General features: G+C 67.8%; 22 protein-coding genes. 11 read left to right on the top strand and 11 right to left on the bottom strand.

What is annotated here, in order from left to right; all coding sequences use genetic code 11:
- The first annotated feature begins 79 nt into the window (after positions 1–79).
- The 5 genes from ACOQPP_RS19995 to ACOQPP_RS19975 all read left to right on the top strand — a co-directional run bounded on the left by ACOQPP_RS19995 (position 80) and on the right by ACOQPP_RS19975 (position 5,412).
- A complete protein-coding gene (locus ACOQPP_RS19995) occupies positions 80–3,445 on the top strand; it encodes a WD40/YVTN/BNR-like repeat-containing protein (RefSeq protein ID WP_420637316.1) in 3,366 nt (1,121 codons plus the stop codon).
- A gap of 68 nt (positions 3,446–3,513) precedes the next feature.
- On the top strand, positions 3,514–4,020 hold the full coding sequence (locus tag ACOQPP_RS19990) for a hypothetical protein (RefSeq protein ID WP_420637315.1): 507 nt from the start codon (positions 3,514–3,516) through the stop codon (positions 4,018–4,020).
- A 53-nt stretch (positions 4,021–4,073) separates the two neighbouring features.
- The gene (locus ACOQPP_RS19985) at positions 4,074–4,346 is read left to right on the top strand and encodes a type II toxin-antitoxin system Phd/YefM family antitoxin (RefSeq protein ID WP_420637314.1); all 273 of its coding nucleotides are present in this window, start codon (positions 4,074–4,076) and stop codon (positions 4,344–4,346) included.
- Positions 4,343–4,732 (top strand): PIN domain-containing protein, encoded by a 390-nt coding sequence (locus ACOQPP_RS19980; RefSeq protein ID WP_420637313.1) that lies wholly within the window; start codon positions 4,343–4,345, stop codon positions 4,730–4,732. Before ACOQPP_RS19985 ends, ACOQPP_RS19980 begins: the two co-directional genes overlap by 4 nt.
- Entirely contained in the window at positions 4,729–5,412 is a 684-nt protein-coding gene (locus tag ACOQPP_RS19975; RefSeq protein WP_420637312.1) for a hypothetical protein, read from the top strand. Before ACOQPP_RS19980 ends, ACOQPP_RS19975 begins: the two co-directional genes overlap by 4 nt.
- Here the strand turns inward: ACOQPP_RS19975 and ACOQPP_RS19970 are convergent.
- The 8 genes from ACOQPP_RS19970 to ACOQPP_RS19935 form a co-directional block, all read right to left on the bottom strand.
- On the bottom strand, positions 5,382–6,089 hold the full coding sequence (locus ACOQPP_RS19970) for an ABC-2 transporter permease (protein WP_420637311.1): 708 nt from the start codon (positions 6,087–6,089) through the stop codon (positions 5,382–5,384). The genes ACOQPP_RS19975 and ACOQPP_RS19970 overlap by 31 nt on opposite strands.
- A complete protein-coding gene (locus tag ACOQPP_RS19965) occupies positions 6,086–6,832 on the bottom strand; it encodes an ABC transporter ATP-binding protein (protein ID WP_420637310.1) in 747 nt (248 codons plus the stop codon). Before ACOQPP_RS19965 ends, ACOQPP_RS19970 begins: the two co-directional genes overlap by 4 nt.
- Complete coding sequence (locus ACOQPP_RS19960; protein ID WP_420637309.1) at positions 6,829–7,395, bottom strand: NYN domain-containing protein; 567 nt, start codon at positions 7,393–7,395, stop codon at positions 6,829–6,831. The genes ACOQPP_RS19965 and ACOQPP_RS19960 overlap by 4 nt, the downstream gene beginning before the upstream one ends.
- Positions 7,396–7,637: 242 nt before the next feature.
- Positions 7,638–9,431, bottom strand: a complete 1,794-nt coding sequence (locus ACOQPP_RS19955; RefSeq protein WP_420637308.1) for a 1-acyl-sn-glycerol-3-phosphate acyltransferase — start codon at positions 9,429–9,431, stop codon at positions 7,638–7,640.
- On the bottom strand, positions 9,386–13,141 hold the full coding sequence (locus ACOQPP_RS19950; protein WP_420637307.1) for an Ig-like domain-containing protein: 3,756 nt from the start codon (positions 13,139–13,141) through the stop codon (positions 9,386–9,388). Before ACOQPP_RS19950 ends, ACOQPP_RS19955 begins: the two co-directional genes overlap by 46 nt.
- Before the next feature lie 132 nt (positions 13,142–13,273).
- Positions 13,274–13,633, bottom strand: a complete 360-nt coding sequence (locus tag ACOQPP_RS19945) for an Ig-like domain-containing protein (protein ID WP_420637306.1) — start codon at positions 13,631–13,633, stop codon at positions 13,274–13,276.
- Between the two features lie 644 nt (positions 13,634–14,277).
- Positions 14,278–14,559 carry a hypothetical protein gene (locus tag ACOQPP_RS19940; RefSeq protein WP_420637305.1) on the bottom strand — a complete coding sequence of 94 codons (282 nt, stop codon included), beginning with the start codon at positions 14,557–14,559 and terminating at the stop codon, positions 14,278–14,280.
- Positions 14,560–14,605: 46 nt separating this feature from the next.
- Positions 14,606–16,174, bottom strand: coding sequence for a radical SAM protein (locus ACOQPP_RS19935; RefSeq protein ID WP_420637304.1), 1,569 nt, complete (start codon positions 16,172–16,174; stop codon positions 14,606–14,608).
- Between the two features lie 112 nt (positions 16,175–16,286).
- On the opposite strand from ACOQPP_RS19935, the gene ACOQPP_RS19930 reads away from it, so the two are divergent.
- Positions 16,287–16,838: an O-acetyl-ADP-ribose deacetylase gene (locus ACOQPP_RS19930; RefSeq protein WP_420637395.1), complete on the top strand. Its 552-nt coding sequence runs from the start codon at positions 16,287–16,289 to the stop codon at positions 16,836–16,838.
- 1 nt (position 16,839) lies between these two features.
- Here the strand turns inward: ACOQPP_RS19930 and ACOQPP_RS19925 are convergent, their stop codons facing one another.
- Entirely contained in the window at positions 16,840–17,418 is a 579-nt protein-coding gene (locus ACOQPP_RS19925; RefSeq protein WP_420637303.1) for a hypothetical protein, read from the bottom strand.
- Positions 17,419–17,566: 148 nt separating this feature from the next.
- Here ACOQPP_RS19925 and ACOQPP_RS19920 point away from each other — a divergent pair, with 148 nt between their 5' ends.
- From ACOQPP_RS19920 to ACOQPP_RS19900, 5 genes are all read left to right on the top strand, one after another.
- On the top strand, positions 17,567–18,007 hold the full coding sequence (locus ACOQPP_RS19920; RefSeq protein ID WP_420637302.1) for an SRPBCC family protein: 441 nt from the start codon (positions 17,567–17,569) through the stop codon (positions 18,005–18,007).
- Positions 18,008–18,015: 8 nt separating this feature from the next.
- Complete coding sequence (locus tag ACOQPP_RS19915) at positions 18,016–19,455, top strand: hypothetical protein (protein ID WP_420637301.1); 1,440 nt, start codon at positions 18,016–18,018, stop codon at positions 19,453–19,455.
- A 171-nt stretch (positions 19,456–19,626) separates the two neighbouring features.
- Positions 19,627–20,685: a virginiamycin B lyase family protein gene (locus tag ACOQPP_RS19910; RefSeq protein ID WP_420637300.1), complete on the top strand. Its 1,059-nt coding sequence runs from the start codon at positions 19,627–19,629 to the stop codon at positions 20,683–20,685.
- A 10-nt stretch (positions 20,686–20,695) separates the two neighbouring features.
- Complete coding sequence (locus tag ACOQPP_RS19905; protein ID WP_420637299.1) at positions 20,696–21,370, top strand: choice-of-anchor V domain-containing protein; 675 nt, start codon at positions 20,696–20,698, stop codon at positions 21,368–21,370.
- A gap of 88 nt (positions 21,371–21,458) precedes the next feature.
- Entirely contained in the window at positions 21,459–22,961 is a 1,503-nt protein-coding gene (locus tag ACOQPP_RS19900; RefSeq protein ID WP_420637298.1) for an AAA family ATPase, read from the top strand.
- A 527-nt stretch (positions 22,962–23,488) separates the two neighbouring features.
- Here ACOQPP_RS19900 and ACOQPP_RS19895 read toward each other — a convergent pair.
- Together ACOQPP_RS19895 and ACOQPP_RS19890 are read right to left on the bottom strand one after the other, a co-directional pair.
- On the bottom strand, positions 23,489–24,988 hold the full coding sequence (locus tag ACOQPP_RS19895) for a serine hydrolase (protein WP_420637297.1): 1,500 nt from the start codon (positions 24,986–24,988) through the stop codon (positions 23,489–23,491).
- A 190-nt stretch (positions 24,989–25,178) separates the two neighbouring features.
- On the bottom strand, positions 25,179–25,673 hold the full coding sequence (locus ACOQPP_RS19890) for a SixA phosphatase family protein (RefSeq protein WP_419164645.1): 495 nt from the start codon (positions 25,671–25,673) through the stop codon (positions 25,179–25,181).
- Between the last annotated feature and the right edge of the window lie 11 nt (positions 25,674–25,684).

Raw genomic sequence — 25,684 nt, 5'->3', positions numbered from 1 at the left:
CCGGGCCGACCTTCCCAAGCCACGAACTCCACAGGCGACACCGCCCGATAGCCACCCGCCACCGGCACAAGGTGCGACCATGATCGATTTCGAGAGCTTCCACGCGAACCCGGGCGCCCGTTGCGGCGTCATCTCGCGATTCTCCGTTCTCCTCCTCGCGGGGATGGCGAGTCTCGGCGCTCTCAGCGGCCCCGGGGCGCTGGCCGCCCAGGAGGGTGAAGACGAAGACGACGGGGCGGCCGAACTGAACTCCGGGTTCATCTCCGGCATCCGGTGGCGGAGCATCGGCCCCGCCGTCGCCTCCGGGCGCATCGCGGACATCGCGGTCGATCCCACGGACCGGAGCGTGTGGTACGTGGCGGCCTCCTCCGGGAACCTGTGGAAGACGACGAACGCCGGGACCACCTGGACGCCGATCTTCGATGACTACGGTTCCTACTCCATCGGGGCCATCGCGCTCGATCCCAACGACCATCTCACCCTCTGGGTGGGGACGGGGGAGAACAACGGGCAGCGCTCGGTCGGGTACGGGGACGGCGTCTACAAGTCGATCGACGGGGGGCGCTCGTTCACGAACATGGGACTCGAGACCTCCGAACACATCGGGATGATCGCGGTCCACCCTCATGATTCGGACATCGTCTTCGTTGCGGCCCAAGGACCGCTGTGGAACGCGGGAGGCGAGCGCGGGCTGTACCGGACGACGGACGGCGGCGAGAGCTGGGAGCGGGTGCTCGAGATCGACGAGCACACGGGGGTGAACGAGGTCTTCCTCGACCCGCGGAACCCCGACGTGATGTACGCGACCTCATGGCAGCGGCGCCGTCACCAGTGGACGATGATCGACGGCGGGCCCGGCTCGGGGATCCACAAGTCGACCGACGGCGGGAACACGTGGCGGGAGATCAACCGCGGCCTCCCCTCGGGGGACAAGGGGCGCATCGGGTTCGCCATCTCGCCGCAGCAGCCGGACGTCCTGTACGCGATCGTGGAGGCGAGCGGCGACGCCGGGGGCACCTTCCGCTCCGAGAACATGGGGGAGAACTGGTCGCGGACCTCGCGCTACCAGTCGGGCGCGCCCATGTACTACCACGAACTGTACGCGGACCCGCACCGCTTCGACCGCATCTACTCGCTCGACACCTTCGTGCAGATGTCGGAGGACGGCGGGGAGACGTGGGGACGGCTCCCCACTCAGGACGTACACGTCGACCACCATGCGCTCGCCTTCGATCCGGACGACCCGGAGCACCTCATCCTGGGCAACGACGGGGGGCTGTACGAGACGCGGGACTTCGGGGAGAACTGGCACTTCTTCGCCAACCTGCCGCTCACGCAGTACTACAAGGTCGCGACCTCGAACGACGAGCCGTTCTACTACGTGTACGGGGGGACGCAGGACAACAACACGTGGGGCGGCCCGTCGCAGACGCTCGACAACGCGGGGATCCGGAACTCGGACTGGTACGTGACGCTCGGGGGTGACGGCTTCGACCCCGTCATCGACCCCGAGAACCCCGACATCATCTACTCCCAGCTCCAGAACGGCGTGCTGTCGCGCTTCGACCGCGTCTCGAAGGAACGGCTCGACATCCAGCCGCAGGAGGACGCCGACGGTCCCCCGCTCCGCTGGTACTGGGACGCGGGGCTCCACATGTCCCCGCACGACAACCACCGTCTCTACTATGGGGCGCAGATCCTCTTCCGCTCGGATGACCAGGCCTCGACCTGGCGGCCGGTCTCGGGCGATCTCACGCGGAACATCGACCGCAACCAGCTCGAGGTCATGGGCCGGGTGTGGAGCGTGGACGCGGTGGGCAAGAACCGCTCGACCTCGGTGTTCGGGCACATCGTCGCGGTCTCGGAATCGCCGCTCGTGGAGGGGCTCATCTACGTGGGCACCGACGACGGACTCGTGCAGGTGACGGAGGACGGGGGCGAGAACTGGCGCGCGGTGGAGAGTTTCCCGGGGGTGCCGGACACGAGCTTCGTCCACGACGTGGAGGCGTCGCTGCACGATCCGAACACGGTGTTCGCCGTCATCAACAACTTCAAGCGGGGCGACTTCCGGCCGTACGTGCTGAAGTCGACGGACCGGGGCGTGACGTGGACCTCGATCTCGGGGGACCTGCCGGAGAACGGTCCCGTTTTCACGATCGTGCAGGACCACGTGGAGCCCGACCTCCTCTTCGTGGGGACGGAGTTCTCGGCCTTCGCCTCGGTGGACGGGGGCGCGTTGTGGCTCGAGCTGGGGAGCGGGCTGCCGACGATCCCGGTGCGTGAACTCGAGATCCAGAAGCGGGAGGGCGACCTCGTCGCGGCCACGTTCGGGCGCTCCTTCTATGTGGTCGACGACTACACGCCGCTACGGGAACTCGCGGCGCAATCGGACGAGATCCTCGCCTCGGAGGGGCACATCTTCGAGGTGGAGGACGGGGAGATGTTCCTGAGATGGAGCCCGGGCGGCACGAGCGGGTCGGACTTCTACACGGCGGACAACCCGGACTTCGGGGTCACGTTCACCTACTACGTGGGCGAGACGCTGCGCACGCGGGAGGCGGCGCGGCAGGCGGAGGAGCGGCGGGCGCAGCGGCGGGGGGACGACACCCCGTACCCGACGTGGGAAGAACTCGAAGCGGAAGAGCGGGAGGAGGCGCCGCGGGTGTTCCTCACGGTGCGCGACGCGGACGGGAACATCGTGAACACGGTGAACGGCTCGACCTCGCGCGGCATGCGCCGGGCGACGTGGAACTACCGGTACCCGGGCTACAACCCGGTCACGGGGGGCGGAGGTGGCGGTGGCGGCTTCGGAGGTTTCGGGGGCGGCGGGAACGGACCCATGGCGCTGCCGGGGAGCTACACGGTGTCGCTCTCGCAGCGCGTGGACGGCGAGGTGACCGAGCTGGTGGGCACGGTGCCGTTCGAGATCGCGCCCATGGGGGGCTCGGCGATCCCGCCCCGGGACCGGGCGGCGGTGCTCGCCTTCCAGCGGGAGACCGGGGAGCTGCTCCGGGCCGTCACCGGGACGCAGCGCGTGGCGACGGCCGCGATGGCCCGCATCTCGGCCATGAAGCAGGCCGTGGACCGCTGGCCGGCGGCGGACCCGGCCCTGCGCAACGACGCCCGGGCGCTGGAGCTGCGGCTGCTCGACCTCCAGGAGGCGCTGAACGGCTCCCGCACCCGGGCCTCCCGCGCCGAGCCGGAGATGCCTGGGATCGTGTCTCGCGTGAACCAGGTCGTCCGCGGCCACTGGAACGGCATGCACGGCCCCACGCAGACGCACCGCGAGCAGTACCGGATCGCGAACGGCGCCTTTACCGCACTCTATCCCGACATGCGGCACCTGATCGAGACGGACCTCCCCGCCCTTGAGGGCCGACTGGAGGCCGCCGGCGTGCCGTGGACGACGGGCCGCGCGCTGCCCGACTGGCCGCCGAACGAGTAGGTGTCGGCTCTCCCGCGCGGGGGCGGCACCGGTACCGTCGCCGCTAGCCGAGGCGGGGGCGCGCCCGCGTGAAGATTCTCTCGTGGATCTGGAAGACGATCGGGCCCCGGCGGGTGGGGCTCGTCGTCATGTGCGTGTACGCGGCGTGGCTCGTCTTCCTCTACCGCTACCACTGGGTGGACGGGATCAACCTCCTCATCCACGAGGCGGGGCACCTCGTCTTCTCCCTGTTCGGAGATACGGCGGGCGTGCTGGCCGGCCCGCTGCTTCAGCTCGCGGTGCCCTTCTACATCACGTTCCGGCTGTGGCGGCGGGGAGAGGCGGTGCCGGCGGCGGTGAGCGCGCTGTGGTCGGCCGAGAGCCTCATGTACACGGCGGAGTACATGGCCGATGCGAACCGCCTCGCCCTGCCCCTGATCGGAGACCACCCGCACGACTGGCGCCAGCTCCTCGATCGCGCCGGCGCCCTGGAGTCCGCCGAGGAGATCGGCCTCGTCCTGCATCTCGTCGCCAGCGCCGCCGCGATGGGTACCGTCTGGTGGACGATCCGCCACGAATCCGAGGCCATCGATTGACATAAGTGGCTACTGGTAGCTACCTCTAAAGCATGAGATCCGTAGGCATCAAGATGCTGAATAGCAAGCTGAGCGAGTACGTACGTCTCGCCGCGGCGGGCGAGACCGTACTCGTCACGGACCGCGACCGGGTCGTCGCCGAGATCGGTCCGCCGCGTGCATCACGGAGTCCGGTCCTCGCCGACGCCATGCTTGCCGATGCGGTGCGGAAGGGTTGGCTGACGCCTGCTCTCTCTTCGGGTTCCGAGCCTCCCCGCGGCGGGCCGCCGGTGGCGACGCTATCCGAGTTGCTCGATGAACTGGAAGACCACCGCAGCGATCGGTGATCTACGTCGACACCTCGGTCGTTCTGGCTCACCTGCTGGCCGAAGATCGCCGTCCGCCCGCCGCCTTCTGGACCGAGAACCTCGTCTCCAGCCGCCTCTTGGAGTACGAGATCTGGACAACTCTGCACGCGAGGAAGTTGGCGGGATCGCGGTCGGAGGCCGCACACGCGGTAATCGCTCAAATCTCATTGGTGGAGTTGGCGCCGCCCGTGCTGACTCGTGCGCTCGACGCGTTCCCGGTCCCGGTTCGGACACTGGACGGGCTTCACCTGGCATCGCTGGAGTTTCTGCGGGGGCGTGGCCAAGCCGTCGAACTTGCCAGCTACGATCACCGCATGGTTGGCGCCGCCGAAGCCATGGGCATCCCGATCCTGGATCTGTCATGACCCATCGCGCCGCCAGTGTTCTGAGGTGTGCCCACGTACTCCTGGCATGGTCCCTCAGTGCGGCGGCCGACGCCGCCGCACTCGGAGCGCAGCAGGTCGATCCCACCGACTACGACGACCTGGTCGAGCCGCGCATCGTGGAGCGGGCGGACGAGCGGGTGCTGGAAGTGCGCGCCGTCGGCGACCCCGACGAGATCGGCGACGCGGCGTTCGGACTCCTGTTCCAGCTCTACTTCTCGAGCGGAGCAGCGACCGGTTTCGCGCCTCCCGTTGCGCGCGCCCGCTGGCAGGAAGGGCTCGACGAGATTCCGCGCGGCGAGTGGATCGGCCGCTACGCGCTACCCATCCCGGAAGCCGTGAACTGGCTGCCGGAGCACGCGCCGCCGGACGGCGTGACCGCCTCGCTCGCGACGTGGGAATACGGAACCGTTGCCGAGATCCTCCACGTCGGCCCATACGACGCCGAACAGCCTACGATCGAGCGGCTGAAGGCCTTCGTCGAGGCCGAGGGCTACGAGACCATCGGCGGACACGAGGAGGAGTACGTCCTCGGCCCGACCATGGCGGGCCCAGGGAATCCCGACGAGTACCGCACGATCCTCAGGTATCGCATCCGCAAGGCGGGATCGGCCCGTGGTCGGCCGTCCGGTCAGAGAGGTTTTTCGGGCCGAGACGGATAGCGCGCCAAGCTCCGATGTGCGATGCCAAAGGCCGCGGCGGCGAGCACGGTGACGATGGCAAGGGCGACCGCTCCTATGGCGACAGGGGCGTAGGGCCGCTCCAGGAACGACCGGATTGTGGCACCGATGCTTTCGCTTTCCAGTAGACCGAGCGCCCATGGCGCGACCCAGCCTACGAGGACAACCATCGCGGCCACCGACCAGCCTATTAGTCTGGTCAGCTCGCAGGCCGCGGCGGCGGTCAGGCACCACGCCGCGAGGGTGAGCAGCACCCAGTACCCCAACGCCATCTGAAGAGGCGCGACCGCCGCGAGCGCGCCGAACTCAACGGGCGGCGTGACCAGCGCGAGCGTCACTCCTGTGGCGACTACGCCGGGCAACAGGCCCACCGCCGCCGCCAGGAAACGGGACGCCACCAGATCGGCTACGGTCACGGGGAGGGACAGCAGGAACTCCAATGTTCGGTCGAGCTTGTCTCGCATGACGGCGAGGGGCACCACCAGGACCATTCCCAGCGTCACTCCCATGACGACCGCCAGGATGTTCTCGTCGGTGGCCCGTCCGATGACGAAGAAGAAGGCGAGACCTGCCGTCCCGGCCAGATATAGCCGCCCCAGCAGGGATTTGGCGCGCCGGATTTCTACGCGGGTCAGGTCTCCAAGGTGTCGCAGGTTCAATTGGCATCCAGAAGGTCGTAAAGGGCACTCGCCACCGACGCGTGGTCGGCGCGCATGTGCTGCACCGGATGGTCGGCGATCATGGTTCCGTCGACGAGGACCAGCACGCGTTCGGCCAGCCACTCGACATCCTCGAGGATGTGAGTCGAGAACAGGAGGACTCTCGCCCGGTCTTCGTCCAGACTCTCAGCGACGACCTCCATGAGGCGCCTGCGCATCACGGGATCCAGGCCGGCCGTGGGCTCGTCGAGGAGCAGAACGCGGGGCCTGCAGGCCTCGGCAGACACGAATGCAACCTTTGCCTTGGTACCGCTCGAAAGAGTCGCCAGATTCGCGCCGTCTGAAATCTCCAATCGATCCGTCAGCCGCGCCTCGTAATCGCGATCCCAGTTGTCGTAGAATCGCGCGAGTAGGTCGAAGTGCTGCCGGACCGTCATCCAGCCGAATCCGAGGAGTCTTTCCGGCATCACGCGAACGTGCTTGCGCAAGCCGGGTAGGAGCGCGCGCGCATCGATGCCCCCGAACCGCACGTCGCCTTCGTACTCCGGCAGCAACCCCGAGAGCGCACGCAGGATCGTGGTCTTCCCCGCCCCGTTCGGACCGACCAGGGCCACGCGTTCGCCCGCGGCCAGTGCGATGCTGAGGGGTTCAAGCTCGAACAACGGATATTTTACGGAGAAGGCGCACCACTCGACATCGTAGTCGTGCTTTACAGGTCTCGATCCCTGGCGAGTTGATATCACGGGTGCCGAAGAACCGACTGGATGATCTCTGCCGTCAGCTCGCGGCCTTCATCGCATACCTGGAGCAATTCGGCACTCGGCCTGACCTCCCGAGCGTGACTCCCATGCCAAAGCGTCGTCAGAACCCCTTCGTTCTTCACGGCTTCGACCGCTGGCGTGAAATCGCTGTCTCCAGACAACAACGCCATCTTCGCGATACGGTTTTCCCCGGCCAGCAGCGCCATATCCACACCCAACATGAGGTCGACGCGCTCTTGCTGGAACATCGGATTACCGTCTTTGCCCACCCCTCTGAAGGCAAGTTTACCCAACCGGACCTCGAACCTCGGAATGTGGCGGAGCGCAGTGAAAAAACGATGCCGGGCCGCGTATCGTGCTTTCTCCTCATCGGTTGGCGGATGGCTCTGGTACGGAAGGCAGTGATAGTAGTAGGCACGCAGTAGCTCGTCGCCCTCGACCATGGTGGCAACGAGGCGTCCAAAGTCAATTCGCGCTCTGCCGTGGTCGTGCAGGAGGACCTTCTCCAGATAGGCCCCGTCGATGAATATGGCCGTCACACCCATTGCGATATCTCTCGTCAGAAGAAAAAAAGGGCCGGCCCACGAGGGCCGACCCTTTGATTTGTCCCATTTTTCCCATCGTGCCCGCAGGAACGATGGGGTCCATTTAGCGGCCGACAGCATAGCCGATGCTGTTCGCATCGTCAACAACGTCTACCAACGTAGGTTCGGTGCCGACCCCGGGACTCACGCGGGTATTCGCGCCTGGACCGCCCGGTCCGCTCAATCGTCCGCATGCAGGATCCTCAGGTACCGCGTCCGTCGGACTCCTTCCGCGGGCTCACCTGCCGTTCCTCCATCCACCGCTTTTCCAGCTGCCGGAGGGTCTCGGTGAGTTCCGAGCGCAGCTCGGCGAACTGCTCGCGGAGATCGGGGCGGCCCTGCAGCCGCAGAAAGAGGGCGGTGTCCTCGCGGACTTCGCGGGCGAGTTCCACCCACCGCATGGCCACGAAGCCGCACACGGGAGCCAGGACGGCGGCCACCACGGCCACTGACAACCCCCCCGCCACGTAGCCCAGCGCCGGCCACAGGATCCAGGCCGCAAACGTTCCGCCCAGGAGCGTCGCCAGCTTGATCGTCGCCGTGACCTCGAACTGGGGCTTCACGCGCCTGACGACGAAGCCGGGAAGCCGGGCTACGGGAACCCAGAGCAGGGATCCGGCAATCGCGAAGGGAAGCCCAAGCGCCAGGAGCGTCCCGCGCACGAGGACGTATCTCGCGACCGGGAGGAACCTGTAGCGGGGAGGCACGCCCCCCTCCCCGGCGTGGAGTTCGTCGCTGAGCGCGGCGTAGCGCTCCACCCTCTCGATCAGGCGGCGGTGTTCCTCCGGGTGCGCCCCGCGGATCCATTCCAGCCCCCTCGCAAAACGCTGAAGGCGAGGGAACCGCGTACCCAGCCGTTCCCGGACCCGCCACGGAACCCACCGCGACTCGCGCACGTAGAGCTGCTCCGCCACCTCCACGAGGATCCGGTCGCGGTGGCGGTCGAAGTTCAGCGTCTGGCGGCGGATCCCCCTCTCGATCCGCTCGGTAAGCCTGCGCACCGCAGCGACGGGATCCTCCCGGTACCTATCCTTCAGGTCCGCGCACCCAAACGCCTTGCCGAAGCGCACGGCGACCTCGGTTCTGGCCAACTCCTTGGCGGAATAGGTGATCCCCACGGGAACGATGGACAGCCCGAGCCCCCAGTCGGCGCCATCCTCCGCCTGCAGCGCGATCCGGGCGGTGCCCGTGCGGAACTCCACCAGGTGCGTCTCGGAGTGGCTCCTGCCCTCGGGATAGATCTGGATGGCGCCACCCCCGTGGAGCGCGCCGACCGCAGACCGAAACATCCGGTCGTTGCGGTGCGTCGCCTCGGGATCGTCCTCCCTCCGGTAGACCGGTATGCCGCCCAGCGCGCGCAGCACCGGACCCAGAAGGAACCTGTCGAAGAGCGGTGCGCGACCCAGCGGCCGCGTGATCCGCTCGCTGCAGCGGAAGATCAGCAGCGCGTCGACCAGGCTGTTGGGATGGTTGGCCGCCACGATCAACGGACCTTCGGGGAGTGGAGGCCCGTGCCGGTCGACGCGATAGAAGAGCGCGGCCGCGGTTCCGGTTATGCCGGCGACCAGCCTCGGTATCCGATCCAAGTCTTCGCCTCCACCCACGGTCGCGAACCTCGGTAATCTATCCTGGCTCCCTTTCCCGCACTTCGCCACGGGTCCGCCTAGGTGGCGGTGGCCGTGATCGGACAGGTCCCATGAGATACTGTGCCCCACCTTCTCGACGCGGCCAGCGATCTGCTTGGTGACGCGCGGCGACCGATTCTCTTCAACGCTGACGAGGAAGCCGGTGCTGGCAACCGCATCGCGCAGATCCTGCGCCGTGATGCGGATGAATACAAACACCTGACCGAGCCGAGGATCGTGGCGCGGGCGGACGAGCGCGTGCTGGAAGTGCGGGCCGCCGGCGACCCCGACGAGACCGGCGGCGCGGCGTTCGAACTCCAGGGCCGCTACGCGCCACCTCTCCCTGCGGAAGTAGTGTCGCTGCCGGAGCACACGCCGCCGGAGGCCGTGACGGCGGGCAGGAGGAGGAATACGTGGTCGGCCCGACCATGGCCGGACCGGGGAATCCCGGCGAATACCGCACCATCGTCAGGTGCCGCGTCCACCGTCGAGCGGATCCCCACCAGCGGGAGGGCGTCGGGCCGCGGTCCCGGTGGGTTCGAGGCTGCGAGATCGTCTAACGACTGCGCGTTGCTCACGAACGCGAGGAAGGTGATCTCGGCTTCACGGCCGGACGGGTCCGTAGCCGTGACCCTCACGGGCGAGATTCCCCGAGTCGCCCCCACCAGTTGGAAAGTGGCGTCCGACACGGAAACCGTCACCGCGAATCCGCCGGCTGCCGTGTAGGTCAATGCATCATTGTCCGGGTCCGAGAAGTGCTGGGACAGGTCCCACGTGAGAGTGTCGTTCACGGCCAGAGACTGGTTTCCGATCGACTGCGTCACTTGCGGAGGGCCGTTCGCGTGCACGGTCACGAGCGACGAAGTGGTGGCGCTGAGCCCTCCTCTGTCCGTCACGGTCATGTTGATCGTCGCCTCCCCGGCCGCGACCCCCGTTATCTCGACGATGTCGCCGGAGATGGGGTCGAACTTCACGGAAGCGCTGGCCACGCCCGAGTTCGTGCTCGAAGCGCCATATAAGAGGGCGTCGCCGACGTCGGTTTCCTCGAAGTGGGAGGTGAAGACGAGAGTGTCGACCTCACCCGGCGACGAAGTCACAGCCGGCGCAGCAGCCTTCACCCGGGGTGCGTTGTTCCCGACGGTGAACGTGAACGACACGGAGGCCGCGAGCCCCCCCGGATCCTCGGCTGTGACCGTAATCACTGCCGAGCCGTTCGAGACGGCGGTCACCCGGAACACGGCTTCGCTGGTCTGTCTCACGGTGGCCACGGCGGCGTTCGATGTCCCCACCGTATAATCCAGGTTCGCGTCGTCGCCATCGGGATCGGTGAAATACCTGTACGTCTGCACGTGAAGCTCGCCGCCGATGATCGCTGTACGATCGGCGATCGTGCCCGCGACCTCCGGCGCCTGGTTGGTCGAGCCCTCCGGCTCTGCCGTCACCGTGAACTCCTGGGAAACGTTCTTCAACCCAGGGTCGGTGGCGGTAACCGTGACCGTAACCGAGCCCGTGAGGAACGCCCTCATGTACAGGCTGGTCTCCTGGATCCACACCGAGACCGTCCCCCGAGCGGAACTGCTTGCGCGGAAAGTGAGCGCATCGTCGTCGGGGTCGCTGAAGTATCCGTGCAGGTCTCCCACCGAGAGCGAATCCGTCTCTCCGACGACCATGGACTGGTTCGGAATCGCGCCGGTGACAATCGGTGCCTCGTTGGGAAGTTCCACCACGGTCACCGTGACGTTCTGCGAGACGGACGCCCCCACCTCATCGGTGGCCGTCACGGTGACCGTTACCGTGCCCGCCGATCGACCGTTTATCCACCACCCGGAGACGATGGACCAACCGGTCTCGAGGACCGAGGTATCCGAACTGCTCGCCGAGAACCCGAGCCTGTCGCCGTCGGGATCGCTGAAATAGTCGTGAAGGTTCCGTACGACGGTGCGCTCCTGGCCCACGTTTATGGTTTGGTCCGACAGATCCTGAGTCGCGACCGGCGGGTTGTTGGGCAGGATCTCCGCCGTTACCTGAAACGTCAGTGAGACGGAGAGGTCCTCCGGGTCGGTGGCTGTAAGCGTAATTATGGCAGTGCCTTCGGTCACGGCCCCTACTTCAAAGACCGGCGGGAACAAGGGGAGGTGAGCCGTGGTAGCGGTCACCGCACCGGGGTTCGAACTCGTGGCCGTATAGAGGAGCGAGTCGTTGTCCGGGTCTCTGAAGTACGGACCCGCCGGGCCTCCGAAGGACTTGCCAACGGCGAGCGTTCGATCAGGGATCCCCTGCACCACCTCCGGGGCCCGGTTGCCCGGAGCCCGCCCTACCGTCACACCGAACTGCTGCCGGGCGCTCAGGCCGCCGGGATCCGTGGCCGTCACCGTCACCGTGGCCGTCCCCTCGCTCACCCCTTCCACCACCACAGCGCTGCCGGAGATGCTCGTCGTCGCCACTCCTTCATTGGAACTCGTCGCTCCGTAGTTCAGCGAGCCGCCCTCCGGATCGCTGAAGTAATCGTCGAGGGTCACCGAGACGCTCTCGCCTTCGGCCACGGTCTGGGCGGGAATCGCGCTCACGACCACCGGCGCCCGATTCGGTGGAGGGGACTGCCGCACGGTTACGCCGAAGCTCTGGCGCGCTTCTCCTCCATCCGGATCTCGCGCGGTCACCGTGACGGACGCAGACCCGGCGGCCACTCCCTCGATGGTCACGGCGCTCCCGGACACGGAGACACCGGCGTAGGCGGCGTTCGATGAAAAAGCACCGAAGCCGAGTGAGTCGTCGTCCGGGTCTCTGAAGTAGGGAGAGACGTCCACTGTCGTCGTCTCGCCCTCGGCCACGGTCTGGGCGGGAATCGCGCTCACGACCACCGGCGCCTGATTCGGTGGAGGGGACTGCCGCACGGTTACGCCGAAGCTCTGGCGCGCTTCTCCTCCATCCGGATCTCGCGCGGTCACCGTGACGGACGCAGACCCGGCGGCCACTCCCTCGATGGTCACGGCGCTCCCGGACACGGAGACACCGGCGTAGGCGGCGTTCGATGAAAAAGCACCGAAGCCGAGTGAGTCGTCGTCCGGGTCTCCGAAGTAGGGAGAGACGTCCACTGTCGTCGTCTCGCCCTCGGCCACGGTCTGGGCGGGAATCGAACCGGTGGTCACCGGACTCCGGTTCGGCACCGTTACGATCATGCTTTGTGCCACCTCTCCTCCGTGGCCATCCCGTGCGGTCACCGTCACCGTCGCGGTACCCTTTGAGACGCCCTGCACGGTCAAGGCGGCGGCGGCGACGGCGGCGGTGACCACGCTCGTGTCCGACGACGAAGCCCGGAAGGTGAGGGAGTCGCCATCCGGATCGCTGAACGCCCCGGACAGATCCACCACGGCGCTCTCGCCGAGGAACACCGTCCGCGGCCCGATAGCCTCCGCCACCGCCGGCACCCGGTTCGGCACGGTCACCTCGAAGCTCTGGCCGGCCTCGCCGCCCGCCGGGTCGCGCGCCGTCACCGTCACGGTGGCGACGCCCCTGGACGCCGTCTCGAGGGTCACCTCGCTCTCCGACGCCCGGACCCGGACGACCGTCGTGTCGGACGAGGTCGCCTCGAACGTCAGTGCGTCGCCATCCGGATCGCTGAACGCCCCGGACAGGTCCACCACGGCGCTCTCGCCGAGGAACACCGTCCGCGGCCCGATAGCCTCCGCCACCGCCGGCACCCGGTTCGGCACGGTCACCTCGAAGCTCTGGCCGGCCTCGCCGCCCGCCGGGTCGCGCGCCGTCACCGTCACGGTGGCGACGCCCCTGGACGCCGTCTCGAGGGTCACCTCGCTCTCCGACGCCCGGACCCGGACGACCGTCGTGTCGGACGAGGTCGCCTCGAACGTCAGTGCGTCGCCATCCGGATCGCTGAACGCCCCGGACAGGTCCACCACGGCGCTCTCGCCGAGGAACACCGTCCGCGGCCCGATAGCCTCCGCCACCGCCGGCACCCGGTTCGGCACGGTCACCTCGAAGCTCTGGCCGGCCTCGCCGCCCGCCGGGTCGCGCGCCGTCACCGTCACGGTGGCGACGCCCCTGGACGCCGTCTCGAGGGTCACCTCGCTCTCCGACGCCCGGACCCGGACGACCGTCGTGTCGGACGAGGTCGCCTCGAACGTCAGTGCGTCGCCATCCGGATCGCTGAACGCCCCGGACCGTCACGGTGGCGACGCCCCTCGCCGTCTCGAGGGTCACCTCGCTCTCCGACGCCCGGACAGGTCCACCACGGCGCTCTCGCCGAGGAACACCGTCCGCGGCCCGATAGCCTCCGCCACCGCCGGCACCCGGTTCGGCACGGTCACCTCGAAGCTCTGGCCGGCTTCGGCTCCGTGCGGATCGCGTGCCGTGACCGTCACGACCGCGCTCCCCCGTGACAAGCCCACCATGGTGACGTGACTCTCCGAGACTGAGACGCCGACCACCGACGAATCCGAAGCGACGGCCGTGAAGGTGAGCGCGTCGCCGTCCGGATCCCGGAACGCAGTCGATACGTCCACGGCCACCGTATCGCCTGGAAACGCGGTCTGTGGAGCGATCTCGCTTACCACCATCGGAGCCCGGTTCGGCATCTCCGCAGGGCCGGCGAGTCTGTCGCTCTCATCGCCGCAGGCACTGCCCCAGGCTGCGGTCAGGACAACGAGACACGCATAGGCCGCGCAGGTCCGATTTTCACGCGTCGTTCTCAGCAGATTCGCCTCCAGTGATTGGGAGCCTACAAGGCCCCGAACGTCCCTCAACATTGGTGGACGAGTGGTCCATCGGACTTACTCGGCGAGATCGGGTGCGGAACCTCGGCCGGTTCGGCAACGCCGCCGGTGTCGTCCCACACGTGATGCCCCCCATCCCACAAACGAGCGCCGCCAGCACTGTATGGCTTCGCCGCGTTCGACGGGGAAGGGGCGACGCACCGCCGCCTTCCGCCACTCCGCATCCCGGCCTCCCTGCGTTGCCTTCCGCGCAGTCTCGTTCGACGCGCTGCCTTGGTGAACTACGAGACTGCTTAGTCTACACTCCGTTGGACGTAGGAGACATGGCCTAATCCTATGAATCAGAGGCAGTTAGGACGGTTGGGGGACAGAACCGATGGTCGCTCATCACGAGGCCGAGGACGGGTCGTCCGCAGACCGGCGTGCGTCGCGCCTCGCCGAGTCCGGAAAGCGGTCGCGCGCCGCGGGGATGGCGTCGACTCGCGGTCTCAGCGGCCTGCCTTGCGGAGATAGCGTCGGCCGAGGCGCGCCATGCGTTCGTCCCCGAGGTCCCCCGCCTCGCGGAGCAGCGCCTCAATATGCGGGATCAGGGCGGGATCGCCCCAGGCGTACCCCGTCGCGGCCTCGGCGCTCTGCGTGTTGCCGATGTGGGCGCCCTCGATGAGGGCACGGGCCGCGGCCGCCTCAAAACGCGGCGACTCACGCGGGGGGAGCGTGTAGCGCGGTTCGGGCTCGTGAGTCGCGTCCTCGTTGACGAAAGCTCGGGACATCGGCGTATCGCGGAGCGGGCCCGGGAACGCGCCGGGGGATCGGGCGCTAGTGGACCACCGCGCCGGCCCGCGCCTGCACGGGCGCCGTGCCCCCGGTGCTCTTGATGTAGGCGTTGGGGTCGTGCTCGAGCGCGCCCTCGGGCAGGAACTCCCACAGCGGACCGAGGTCGTTCTTCACCCGGTCGATGTAGAACTGCGGCAGCACCTGCGACTCTCCCTCGAAGTAATCCCTGAACTTCGAATCGGTGGCGAGCTTGTCACGGACGGTGCTGAAGTACTCGATCCGCCCCTTCCCCTCGGAGGAGATCGCCCGCACGACGTTCATGATGCGCGGGATGCCGCCTCTGTTGGCCTTGAGCCGTCGCCAGATGGCGCGCTTCGAGAAGGAGTATTTCGAGAGATCGATCACGTGATCGTAGAACTCGATCCACTCGTAGTTCTTCGGCTTCAGGTTCATCGCGTGATGGTTGTTGAGGAAGTGGAACGGGAAGCCGAGGAGCCGTCCCTCCTTCTGGTACTCGAGGTTCAGCGGCGCCGCCTGCCCGAACGACGTGAGCAGCGAGTAGGCGGGGAAAGCCGCGGGCGACGCGTCGAGGAACCTCTTCGTGAACTCGAAGGGATCGGGACCTTCGTCGCAGTCCAGCCCCATGACGAAGTTGGTCTGGAGATAGGGGATGTAATTCGTGATGAGGTTGGAGTGCTCCGACACCTGCCTGACCTTCTCCATGCCGTGGCGGTTCCGCGACTTCGACTTGTTCCCGAGCATGTACCAGGACTCGATGCCGGGGAGGATGGCGCGGAACCCGTTCTTCGCCAGACGCTTGAGGCGCGGCTCGGCGAGGAGCGACAGGCTGCTCTCGGCGATGAAATCGATGGTCCCCGGCGGAACGGCTTCCTCGATCGCGCCCAGATGGTCGTCGAAGCGGACGCCGAAGTTGGGGTCGTGCCAGCCGACCATCGGCTTCTTCATCTTGCGCGCGATGAAACGGAGGTCGCCGCGCATCTCGTCGAAGTCGAGCGGCTGGTAGGGAACGACCGAATCGATGCAGAAGCTGCACGTGTAGGGGCACCCGAGACTGCCGATCATGGGGACTATCTTGATCAGCGGCGCCTTCTCGAGCGTCGGTTCGATGTACTTCCAGCGCGCCCGTACTCCAGGCAGGGAGACTGGCTGCATCTCGGCCGTCACGTGGCGGCCCAGCGGGCGGTGCGGCTGGCAGTCGTCCAGCACTTCATTCAGCGTGGCCTGGTCGGTGAAGCCGAACACGTAGTCGAAGTACTTCTGCGAATCCTGGGGATAGCAGCGCGCATGCGGCCCGCCGATGCAGGTCACGGCACCGCGCTGGCGGAACATCTCGCTGATCGCGTAGGCGAGCTGGGCCCCCTGGGAGAAGGCGCCGACGAAGAGGAGGTCGATATCCTCCGGGAGGTCGTCGACGAGGTCCTCGAGACCGGTGTAGCAGACGAAGCTCACGTCGTGGCCGGCCTCCTCGCACCACACGGCGAGCACCTGAGGCATGATACTCGCGAGGTTCGCGTGCATTACCTTCGCGTAGAGCGCCTTCGTCGGCCCCTTGGCGACCAGATCCACAATCCCTACGCGAAGCTTGCGCAACAGCCATCCTCTCGGAATGGGTACACGGGTGCCGGCTCCGGAACGCGTCTCGGAACCGGAAACCTACGGACCACAGAGTGTCGGCGGCAAAGGGGGTGCGGTGATCGAGTTGATCGAATCTCGTCTCACGATCTGGGGTGGTGACCTCACGGCGCTGCCCGTGGACGCGATCGTGAACGCGGCCAACGAACCGTTGAAGGGAGGGGGCGGTGTGGACGGGGCGATCCACGACGCCGCCGGACCGGAGCTTCTGCAGGCCTGTCGCGCGCTGCCCGAGGCGCACCCGGGCGTGCGCTGTCCGGTGGGCGAGGCTCGCATCACGCCGGGCTTCCGGCTGCCGGCCCGTTACGTGATCCACACGGTGGGGCCGGTGTGGCAGGGTGGAGGCCGGGGGGAGAGGGGGCTGCTCGCCTCCTGCTACCGGGAGTCGCTCCGGCTTGCGATCGGGCTCGGGCTGCGAACCGTCGCCTTCCCGGCCATCAGCTGCGGGACGTTCGGATACCCGGTGGGGCCCGCCTGCCGGATCGCGGTCGAGACGGTGGCCGAGGCGCTGGCCCGCGACGACGCGCTCGAGACGGTGCTCCTGACCGCCTGGGGCGGCGAAGTCCGGACCGCGATGGAGGATGCGCTCGCCCGCCTGCTCAAGGCCGGCGGACCGCAGTAAACTAGCGGCACGACCCCGCGTTGACGCGCAGGTACTCGGTGACGAACTCGTCCAGCATCGTGCGGACCGTGCCTGTGATGAGATCGTCGCGGCGGCCGCCGAAGAAGCCGATGCCGGGGCGCGGGGATTCCCACGTCGGCGCCCAGTGGATCCATCGCAGCGCGGCGCCGAGCGAATCGGTCGAAAGGCGCCCCCGGTTCGCGGCCAGTTCGGGGTCGCTCAACTGGTCGTACACCAGCTTCATGAACCGCAGACGGATGATGTACACGGTCTGGGCCACGCCTCCGGGGACGGGCTGTGTGGTGATGAAGACGGTCACGCGGAGCAGGGACCAGGTTGGCTGGTCGGCGGGGGCGTAGATTCCGGCCTGCCGCATCCGGCTCGTCGTCATGTCCTCGACGGATTCCTGCGTGACGCCGCTCGCCCCGGCGTTGGTCACGAAGACCTCGACGTTGAGAGGCGCGCAGGAGGTGAAGAGGGCGAACCTCTCCTGCGGTGAGCGAGGCCCCTGGGCCCCCGCAAAGGAAGGGACCAGCAGGGCGGCGGCAACGGCGGGGATGACGAGCTTCACCAGGTTCACGCGAATATCACCGAATATCACCGAACGCACGTACGCGGGTGGTCCTTGCCCGACGGGTCGGGAACCATCACGGACCGAAAACAGACTTCTTCCCGCCGGCTCGCGCCAGAGCCCGTGCCCGTGAGACCCGTGAGAGAGGAGAAAACGCATGACCGACGACGCAGACACCGGAGTTCGCGTCTCGAAGGCAATCCCCGCCCCGCAGGAGACGGTGTTCCGTGCGTGGACCGAGCCAGAGGAGATCGCCCGATGGTCCGCGCCGCCCGGAGCGAAGGTGGCGGAGTCGAGGGTCGACCTCGCGGCGGGCGGCACCTGGAAGATCCGTATGGAGGACGAGGAAGGGGTGATTCACACGGCCCTCGGCGTGTACCGCGAGGTCGATGCCCCGAACCGACTCGTCTATACGTGGGACTGGGAGGGCGAGCACTCGGTCGGTGAGACGTTGGTGAGCGTCGACTTCCTCCCCGAAGGCGGGTCCACCCTGGTCATCGTCACGCACGAGGAATTCCCGGCCGCGGAAGCCGCGGAGGGTCACCGGCAGGGTTGGATCGCCTGCCTGGGGTTGCTTGCGGGTCTGTTCGAGGACTGAGCCGCTCCGTGCCTTCCGATTCCCGGGCCCCCGCCGCGAAGGACCTCTCCGCCCGCGGCATCCTCGCCTTCTGGGCGCCGCTCGCCGCCACATGGGTGATGATGGCGGTCGAGGGCCCCTATCTGGCGGCGGTGGTGGCGCGGCTGCCGGACCCCACGCTGGGGCTGGCGGCGTACGGCGTCGCGATCGCGATGGCGGTGCTGATCGAGGCGCCGGTCATCATGCTGCTCAGCGCCTCGACCGCGCTGGTGGAGGACGCGGTCTCCTACCGCCGGCTGCGGGCGTTCGCGCACGGACTGAACGTCTTCTCGACGCTGCTGCTGCTCCTCGTGCTCGTGCCGCCGGTGCACCACGGGCTCATGATCGGCGTCCTCGGGCTGCCGGAGGACCTCGCGCACCTCACGTACGGGGCGCTGTGGTGCTTCCTCCCGTGGCCGGCCGCGATCGGCTATCGGCGCTTCTGGCAGGGGGTGCTCATCCGCTCGGGGCGCACGCGCCTCGTGGCGGGCGGGACGGTGCTGCGCCTGATCGCGATGTCGACGGCCGCGATCGTGCTCGCCGTCTCCACCGACCTGCCCGGCGCCTCGGTCGGCGCCTCCGCGCTCTCGTTCGGTGTGGTCGCGGAGGCGGTCGTGGCCCGCTGGATGGCCCGGGGCGCGATCGGTGCCCTGCTCGGCCCGGCCGACCGGGCGGCGAGCGCGGCCGACGCGCCGGCGGTCTCGGCCGACCCGCACGACATCGCGGAGATCGGCCGCGCGGGCGTCTCCACCGCGGACCCGGCCGCCGACCCGTCCGCGGGCGGTGAGCTGCGCTTCTCGGACATCGGGCGCTTCTACGTGCCTCTGGCGCTCACTTCGCTCATCGGGATCGCCATCCAGCCCATGCTGACGTTCTTCATGGGCCGCGCCGCCTCCCCGGTCGAGTCGCTGGCGGTCTTCCCCGTGGTGCACTCGCTGGGGTTCATCTTCCGCGCCGTGGGGCTGAGCTTCCAGGATGCCGTCATCGCGCTGCTCGGCCGCCGGGACGAAGGCTACGCGGAGATCCGCCGCTTCGCGATCGGACTCGGGGCGGGGCTCTCGGGCATCCTCGCCCTCGTCGCCTTCACGCCCCTCTCCCATATCTGGTTCGTCCACGTATCGGGCCTCTCGCCGGAGCTGGCGGACTTTGCGATCCCGGCGGCGCGCGTCCTCACCCCCATCCCCTTCCTCGGGGTCATCCTGTCGCTCCAGAGGGGCACGCTGATCCGGAACCGGACGACGGGCCCGATCATCGGCGCGACCGCGGCGGAGATCGCCGCCGTGGCCGCCGTGTTCGTGGTCGTCGGCTGGGGGCTGGGCTGGGTCGGCGCCACGGCCGCCTTCACGGGCTTCCTCTTCGGCCGGCTGATCGCCAATCTGTACCTGACCCCCAAGGTGCGGGCGGCCCGTGCGCGGGCGGCGCGGCCGTAGACGGCTCGGCCGCGGACGGCCGGAGTGGTCCCGACGGCCCGGAACTCAACGGATTCGCGGGATCGGGGGTCTTCTGAATAGTGTGCGAGATAGCGTGCGATATGGTGTGCGACGCCGGCCGGAATCGAGCGGTCGGCGGCTTCAGCGGACAGCGATCGAGGAGGAACGGAGATGATCCATCGAATTCGGGTCGCGGCGCGGGCGGCGGCAGGGCTGGCGATCCTGGCGAGCATCGTCGGCTCCGCGGATGCGGCGGCCCAGGACCACACGGCGGCCACCGACGTTCTCACCATCGAGGAGTGGACGGTCCCCTACCCGGAGAGCCGTCCGCGCGACCCGTTCGTCGGACCGGACGGGCGGGTCTGGTTCGTGGGGCAGGCCGCGCACTACGCCGCCGTGCTCGATCCGGCCAGCGGCGAGTTCAAGCGCTACGACATGGACGACGGCACGGGACCGCACAACCTGATCGTCGACGACGACGGGATGGTCTACTACGCCGGCAACCGGGCGAACCACATCGGGATCATCGACCCGGCCACGGGCGAGATCGACAAGATCATGATGCCCGACGCACGGGCCCGGGATCCGCACACGCTGATCTGGGACGACAACGGCGACATCTGGTTCTCGGTGCAGCAGGGGAACCTGATCGGCTTCCTCGACAAGGATGCGAGAGACGTGCGGCTGGTGGAGGCGCCCGAGGTCGAGACGCGCCGCGGGATGGGCTCGAGCCGCCCGTACGGGATCAAGCTGGACTCCGAGAACCGGCCCTGGATCGCCCACTTCAACACGAACCTGATCGGCATGGTGGAGCCGTCCTCGTTCGAACTCATCGGCTACGACCTGCCCGAGGGCGCGCGGCCGCGCCGTCTCGTGATCGACTCTCGGGACCGGATCTGGTACGTCGACTACAGCCGCGGGAAGATCGGTCTCGTGGTCGAGGCGGGCGGATTCCAGCGGGAGTACGACCTGCCGGCGGGTGAGGAGTCTCGGCCGTACGGGATGGCGATCGACAGGTACGACGTGGTGTGGCTCGTCGAGACGGGGATCCAGCCGAACCGGTTCGTGGGCTTCGACACGGACACGGAGGAGTTCGTGGGCATGCTCGACGTGCCGAGCGGCGGCGGCACGATCCGGCACATGTACTACGATCCGGCCACGGACTCGATCTGGTTCGGGGCCGACGTGAACACGGTCGGGCGGGCGGTGGTGTCGCCGCGCTCGCGCTGATCCGCGTGCTGTGAGGACGAGCCTGTCCGCCCCGGGCCCCGCGGCCACGCTGTGCGCCGCGGGCCTCCTCGCGCTGGCCCTGGCGGCGGCGGCTCCGCCCGGGAACTCCGGGATCGGGCCGCCCCTCGAGGCACGCGGCGCGGCGCACATCGAGGGGCCGCCAGCGGGCCACACCGGCGGCTTCGGGGAGCCGACCTGCGCCACCTGTCACATCGGCGCGCCCCTCAACGAACCGGGCTCCACGCTCCAGGTGCTCGGCCTCGAGGACGGCTACCGTCCGGGCCAGCGTCATCCCGTGACGATCCGCCTCGAGAGCTTCGACATGCGCTCGGCCGGCTTCCAGGCGTCGTTCCGTTTCGACGGTGGGGAGCGCCGCGGCGCGCGTGCCGGAGAGATCCGGCCGCTCGACGACCAGGTCACCGTGGCGCGGACGGACGACGGCGGCACGGCGGACGGCGGCACGGAGTACGTCCAGCACACGCGCGCCGGATCCAGACCGACCGACGACATCGCGGCATGGACGTTCGAGTGGCGCGCCCCCGAGACGGAGGCGACCATCGTCCTGCACGTGGCCGCGAACTCGGGGAGCGGCGACGACTCCCCGCTCGACGACCTCGTCTACACCCGCGCGGTCTCGCTGACCCCAACAGCCTCCAAACCGGCAGGGCAACGCGAACCGCGTTAGGTTGGTGCGGTGGATCGCGTCTCGGCCACGGTCGGGCGCTTGTCGTGTCCGTCAGGAAACAGGCAACGAAGGAGGCCCGAGACATCCAATGGGCGCCCACGACATCGACTATCTCCGGCTGCAAGCCGAGAACTTCGGGTCCATCTCAAATGCCAACGTGGAGTTGCGTCCGCTTACTGTCTTCGTCGGTCCAAGCGGCTCGGGGAAGTCCTATCTGGCCCGGCTCGTCTACGCCCTGCACCAGTATTTTTCGCGGCATTTGGCATTCAATTGGAGCCGCTGGCCTGGAACCCCGGACTTCTATGAGTTGGTACGATCGACTCCCAATCTAATTGAGTTGGTCGAGTGGCTGGAGAAACACTTGGCCGGCGACAAACTGGATGTGCAGATTCCTGGCGAGTTGGCTGTTCTCGCGCGAGAAGCAGTTAAGGTGGCGGACACGGGTTTCGCGCTTGCTCACGAGCTGCAGCGGATCTTCGGCGCGGACGCGCTCGGCAGCTTAGTCGAGAAGACCAAGTCTGATGCCACGATCGTACTCAGTCATAGCCCCCCCGAGACACCGCAAGAGCCGCCACGGTTTCGCTATGAGTTCAAGATCGCCGGCGACGAACTTGGTTGGGATCTGCACGTTCACGAGGACGCGCCTCTTCGGCTTGACCGCAGCGGATCCTACTGGCTCCGTGCGCGAAAGCCCGGTTTCTTCGAGCGCCGCGCACCCGAAACGTCGATTGACGGCAGTCCCATCAATCCTATGGCACTACAAACTGTGCTCGCCGATCTTGCCCAGCCATCGACGGTCGGAGCCATCTCCCGTTCGGCCTACTACTTGCCGGCGGGTCGCTCTGGAGGGGTAGAAGTACAACACCTGGTCGTCGGCTCGCTGCTCCACCAGGCGACGCGTGGCCAGCAGAGAGCGAAGTCCACAGATCCGCTATCCGGCGTCTTGCAGGACTACATCGAAGACTCGTCCTTCGGCCTGCCCCGCGCGATATCGGGTTGGGAGAGTGGGGGCGAACTTGCGCGGCATATCGAGCAGGAAGTCCTCAAGGGTTCAGTTCGCGTAGAGCGAGCAGAGAATGGAAATCCCTCGGTGCGGTTCCGGCCCGCCGGTTGGGACGAGGATCTCCCGCTGGCGCGGGTGGCTTCAATGGTGACGGAGATGATCCCCGTTGTGCTCTATCTTCGCCATCACGTTCAGCCGGGGTCTACGATCATCATTGAGGAACCCGAGGCCCACATGCACCCCGCGATGCAGGTTCGGCTTGCGGCGGCGCTGGCAAAGATCGTCGCGGCCGGGATCCGGGTGATCATCACTCTTCACAGCGACTGGATTCTTTCCGCGCTGGCGAACATCTGCCGCATGGCGGAACTGCCCGAGGAGGGTCGCACGGACATGGCGGGCGGGGACGTCACGCTTCCCGCCAGCCATGTCGGCATTTGGGAGTTCCTTCCGAACGGGACGGGGGGGACCGAGACGCGAGAGATCGTGCTTGACTCGGACAACGGGATGTACGACGCCGGATATCCCCGGGTCGCCCAAGCCTTGTACGACGATTGGGCGACGATCCACAGCCGGTTGCAGGAGGATTGACGGCTGTCGGGTTGGGCAGAAGATGTCCGGCGGAGCCTCCCACCGGGGTGCCTGACAGGGTCCTGCCAGGACCAGGGTTGCGTTCTCGAAGTCTCCCAACTGCCTCCCAAGCGCTGCCTGCTGCGAGTGGATGGCTGTGACGAACTCGCCCTGCCCTCCGATCGCAAGCGTTGCGATTTCCTCCTGTTCGTCCAGTCGTCAAACAGTAAGGGCCACTGGGTGGCACCGATCGAGTTGAAGGGCCACGTAAAGAAAGAGGATCTTGATGGGATTCGTGGTCAGCTTCAGACGGGGGCAGAGGTTGCAGAAGCACGACTCGCCTGCGTCGGAGCGCGGGACGACCGGGTACGGCTCCGGCCGATTCTGGGATTCAGGAACCTGCAACCATGGGCGCGACTAAACCTGACCAAGGCCGAATACCGCGTCGTGATGCGGGGGCGCACCGAGAATATTCGCCCGTTGGAATGCGGGAAGAGCGTCAAGGAAAAGCTGCGATAATCCTGTCCTGCTTCCGGAGCGGTCGCGTGTCACCTACCGGCCGGCCGCACGCTGAAGTTGTTGTTGCGCCACATGCGCATCGCGCCGTCCGGCATCTCCTCGAAGATGAAGGCCTCGCCCAGGTCGCCGCTGTCCCGCACGCGGCGGAAGGTGTCGCCCTCGATGTGACGGAGGCGTGTCATCGCGTCGAGCGGGTTGCCCGTCGGGAGCGACAGCACGTGCAGATCTCCCTCCCACACGAGGACGGCGCTCTCGCCGCCCAGCGGACGCCGGTAGGTGCCGGTGTAGCGCTCGAGCGCCGCATCGGCCGCCTCGGCCGCCTCGCCCTTCGCAGCGCGGCGCAGCGCCGGGGCCACGATGTCGTACGCCGTCTGGGCGAAGCCGCGTGCGTTGACCCCCGACCCGTTCGTCATGAATGTCGTCGCAATCCGGTCCCGCGGACGCAGCAGGAGTTGGCTCCGGTAGCCGGGGCACGAGCCCCCGTGTCCCACGAAGGTGTCTCCATCGGACTTCCACACGGAGAAGCCGAGCCCGTAGGTCGTTTCCCCGTCGGGCTCGCTCCAGTGCACGCGGTGCATCTCGCGCAGCGTGTTGCGGTCGAGGAGCGCATCGTCGCCCTCGAGGACGCGGAACTGCCACGAGGCGAAGCGTCCCAGGTCCTCCACCGTCGAGATGAAGCCGGCGGCGGGGCTGATCCCGCGCACCCAGTAGTCGGGCACGAGCTCGCGCGTGCCGTCGCGTCCCCGCGCCGTGTATCCGCTCGCGAGGCGGTTCCCCCGGAAGCGGTCGTCGAGATCGGTGAACGTGCTCGACATCCCCAGCGGGTCGAGGATGTTCGCGCGCACGTAGTCGTCGAACGAATGTCCCGACGCGGCGGCGACGATCTCCCCCGCCAGCGTGAGCGCCAGGTTCGAGTACTGGAAGTAGGTGCGGGGCGGGTAGAGCATCTCCTGCGACGGCAGCCGCTCCACGATCTCCTCGTGCGTCGGGAACGGATATTCGGGCCCCGTCCAGTACGGGGCCGCGGCCTCCCTCGGGAGGCCGGAGGAGTGGGTGAGCAGGCCTTCGATCGTCACGGGTCCCGCCTCGGGGAAGCCGTCCTTGATCGTGAACCAAGCGAGGTGCTTCGCGACCGGATCGTCGACCCTCAGTCTCCCCTGGTCGCGCAACTGCAGGACGCCGACCGAGGTGAAGAGCTTCGAGATCGAACAGATCGAATACATCGTCGACGGCGTGGCCGGCTCCTTCCGCTCCACATGCGCGTAGCCGTACCCCTTCGCCCACACGAGTTCCTGGTCATGCACGACGGCGAGGGAGGCGCCGGGAATCCCCTCGTAGGCCTGCGCCGCGTCCATCCACACGTCGAGCAGGTGCAGGGCCTCCTGGACGCCGGGATCCTGCGCCAGTTTCTCCTGAGCTTCAACCCGGACGTCCGCGACGCCGGGAAGGGCGGGGAGAATAGGAAGGAGGAGGAGAAGCAGGGTGAGCGCCGCCACGGCGGGCCGGGCGTGGATCGAAGGTCGGGTCATCGGGACATCCTCCGCTGGGGTCGGCACGCTGCGAACCACCTGGAAAGCTATGCCGAAGGCGGAGTCGCGCGGAAGAGAGCCGGGTGGCCGGGCGGCGGGACGTTCCCGCGGGAACGTGTCAACTGTCAACTTGGGGCGAATGAGCGGCCGCACCGAGCGGTCGGACGTTCCCGCGGGAACGTTTCAGGTGTCAACTTGGGAGCGCCTTCGGCCGCCAGAAGGCGGCGAGGCGGCCCTCCCCCGCCCGGCCCAGTTCGCTCCAGTCCTCGATGTCGAGTTCCACGATGGCGAGCGCGGCGGTGGGCATGTACTCGACTACTCCCGTGAGGCGCGAGACGAGCGCCGTGATCCCCGGGTTGTGTCCCACCACCATGAGGCGTTCCGCCGCCCCGCCCCTCTCCTCGGCGACCTCGATGTAGCCGTCGGGATGGGCGCCGTAGAGGTCGCGCGTCGTCTCGATCTCCACGTCGTGGTCGAACTCGGCCGCCGCGAGCGCCGCGGTCGTGCGGGCGCGGACGGCGGTCGAACTCACGATCCGGTCGGGGATGAGGTCCCGGTCCGCGATCAGCCGTCCCATGCGGGGGGCGTCGCGCTTCCCGCGCCGGTTCAGAGGCCGGTCGTGGTCGCGCAGCCCGGGATCGTCCCACGACGACTTGGCGTGGCGGAGGATGAGGAGCGTCTTCATGGCGTCACCGG

This window comes from Candidatus Palauibacter sp., from assembly GCF_965222475.1.
Taxonomy (GTDB): Bacteria; Gemmatimonadota; Gemmatimonadetes; order Palauibacterales; family Palauibacteraceae; genus Palauibacter.
This window is presented reverse-complemented; position numbering and strand designations above follow the sequence as displayed.

Excerpts from the sequence above, each read along its gene's own strand:
- ACOQPP_RS19895 (WP_420637297.1), bottom strand. The coding sequence starts at position 24,988 with ATGACCCGACCTTCGATCCACGCCCGGCCCGCCGTGGCGGCGCTCACC.
- ACOQPP_RS19945 (WP_420637306.1), bottom strand. The coding sequence starts at position 13,633 with ATGGTGGTAAGCGAGATCGCTCCACAGACCGCGTTTCCAGGCGATACG.
- ACOQPP_RS19900 (WP_420637298.1), top strand. The coding sequence starts at position 21,459 with ATGGGCGCCCACGACATCGACTATCTCCGGCTGCAAGCCGAGAACTTC.
- ACOQPP_RS19995 (WP_420637316.1), top strand. The coding sequence starts at position 80 with ATGATCGATTTCGAGAGCTTCCACGCGAACCCGGGCGCCCGTTGCGGC.
- ACOQPP_RS19940 (WP_420637305.1), bottom strand. The coding sequence starts at position 14,559 with ATGTCCCGAGCTTTCGTCAACGAGGACGCGACTCACGAGCCCGAACCG.
- ACOQPP_RS19910 (WP_420637300.1), top strand. The coding sequence starts at position 19,627 with ATGATCCATCGAATTCGGGTCGCGGCGCGGGCGGCGGCAGGGCTGGCG.
- ACOQPP_RS19985 (WP_420637314.1), top strand. The coding sequence starts at position 4,074 with ATGCTGAATAGCAAGCTGAGCGAGTACGTACGTCTCGCCGCGGCGGGC.
- ACOQPP_RS19920 (WP_420637302.1), top strand. The coding sequence starts at position 17,567 with ATGACCGACGACGCAGACACCGGAGTTCGCGTCTCGAAGGCAATCCCC.
- ACOQPP_RS19975 (WP_420637312.1), top strand. The coding sequence starts at position 4,729 with ATGACCCATCGCGCCGCCAGTGTTCTGAGGTGTGCCCACGTACTCCTG.
- ACOQPP_RS19960 (WP_420637309.1), bottom strand. The coding sequence starts at position 7,395 with ATGGGTGTGACGGCCATATTCATCGACGGGGCCTATCTGGAGAAGGTC.
- ACOQPP_RS19890 (WP_419164645.1), bottom strand. The coding sequence starts at position 25,673 with ATGAAGACGCTCCTCATCCTCCGCCACGCCAAGTCGTCGTGGGACGAT.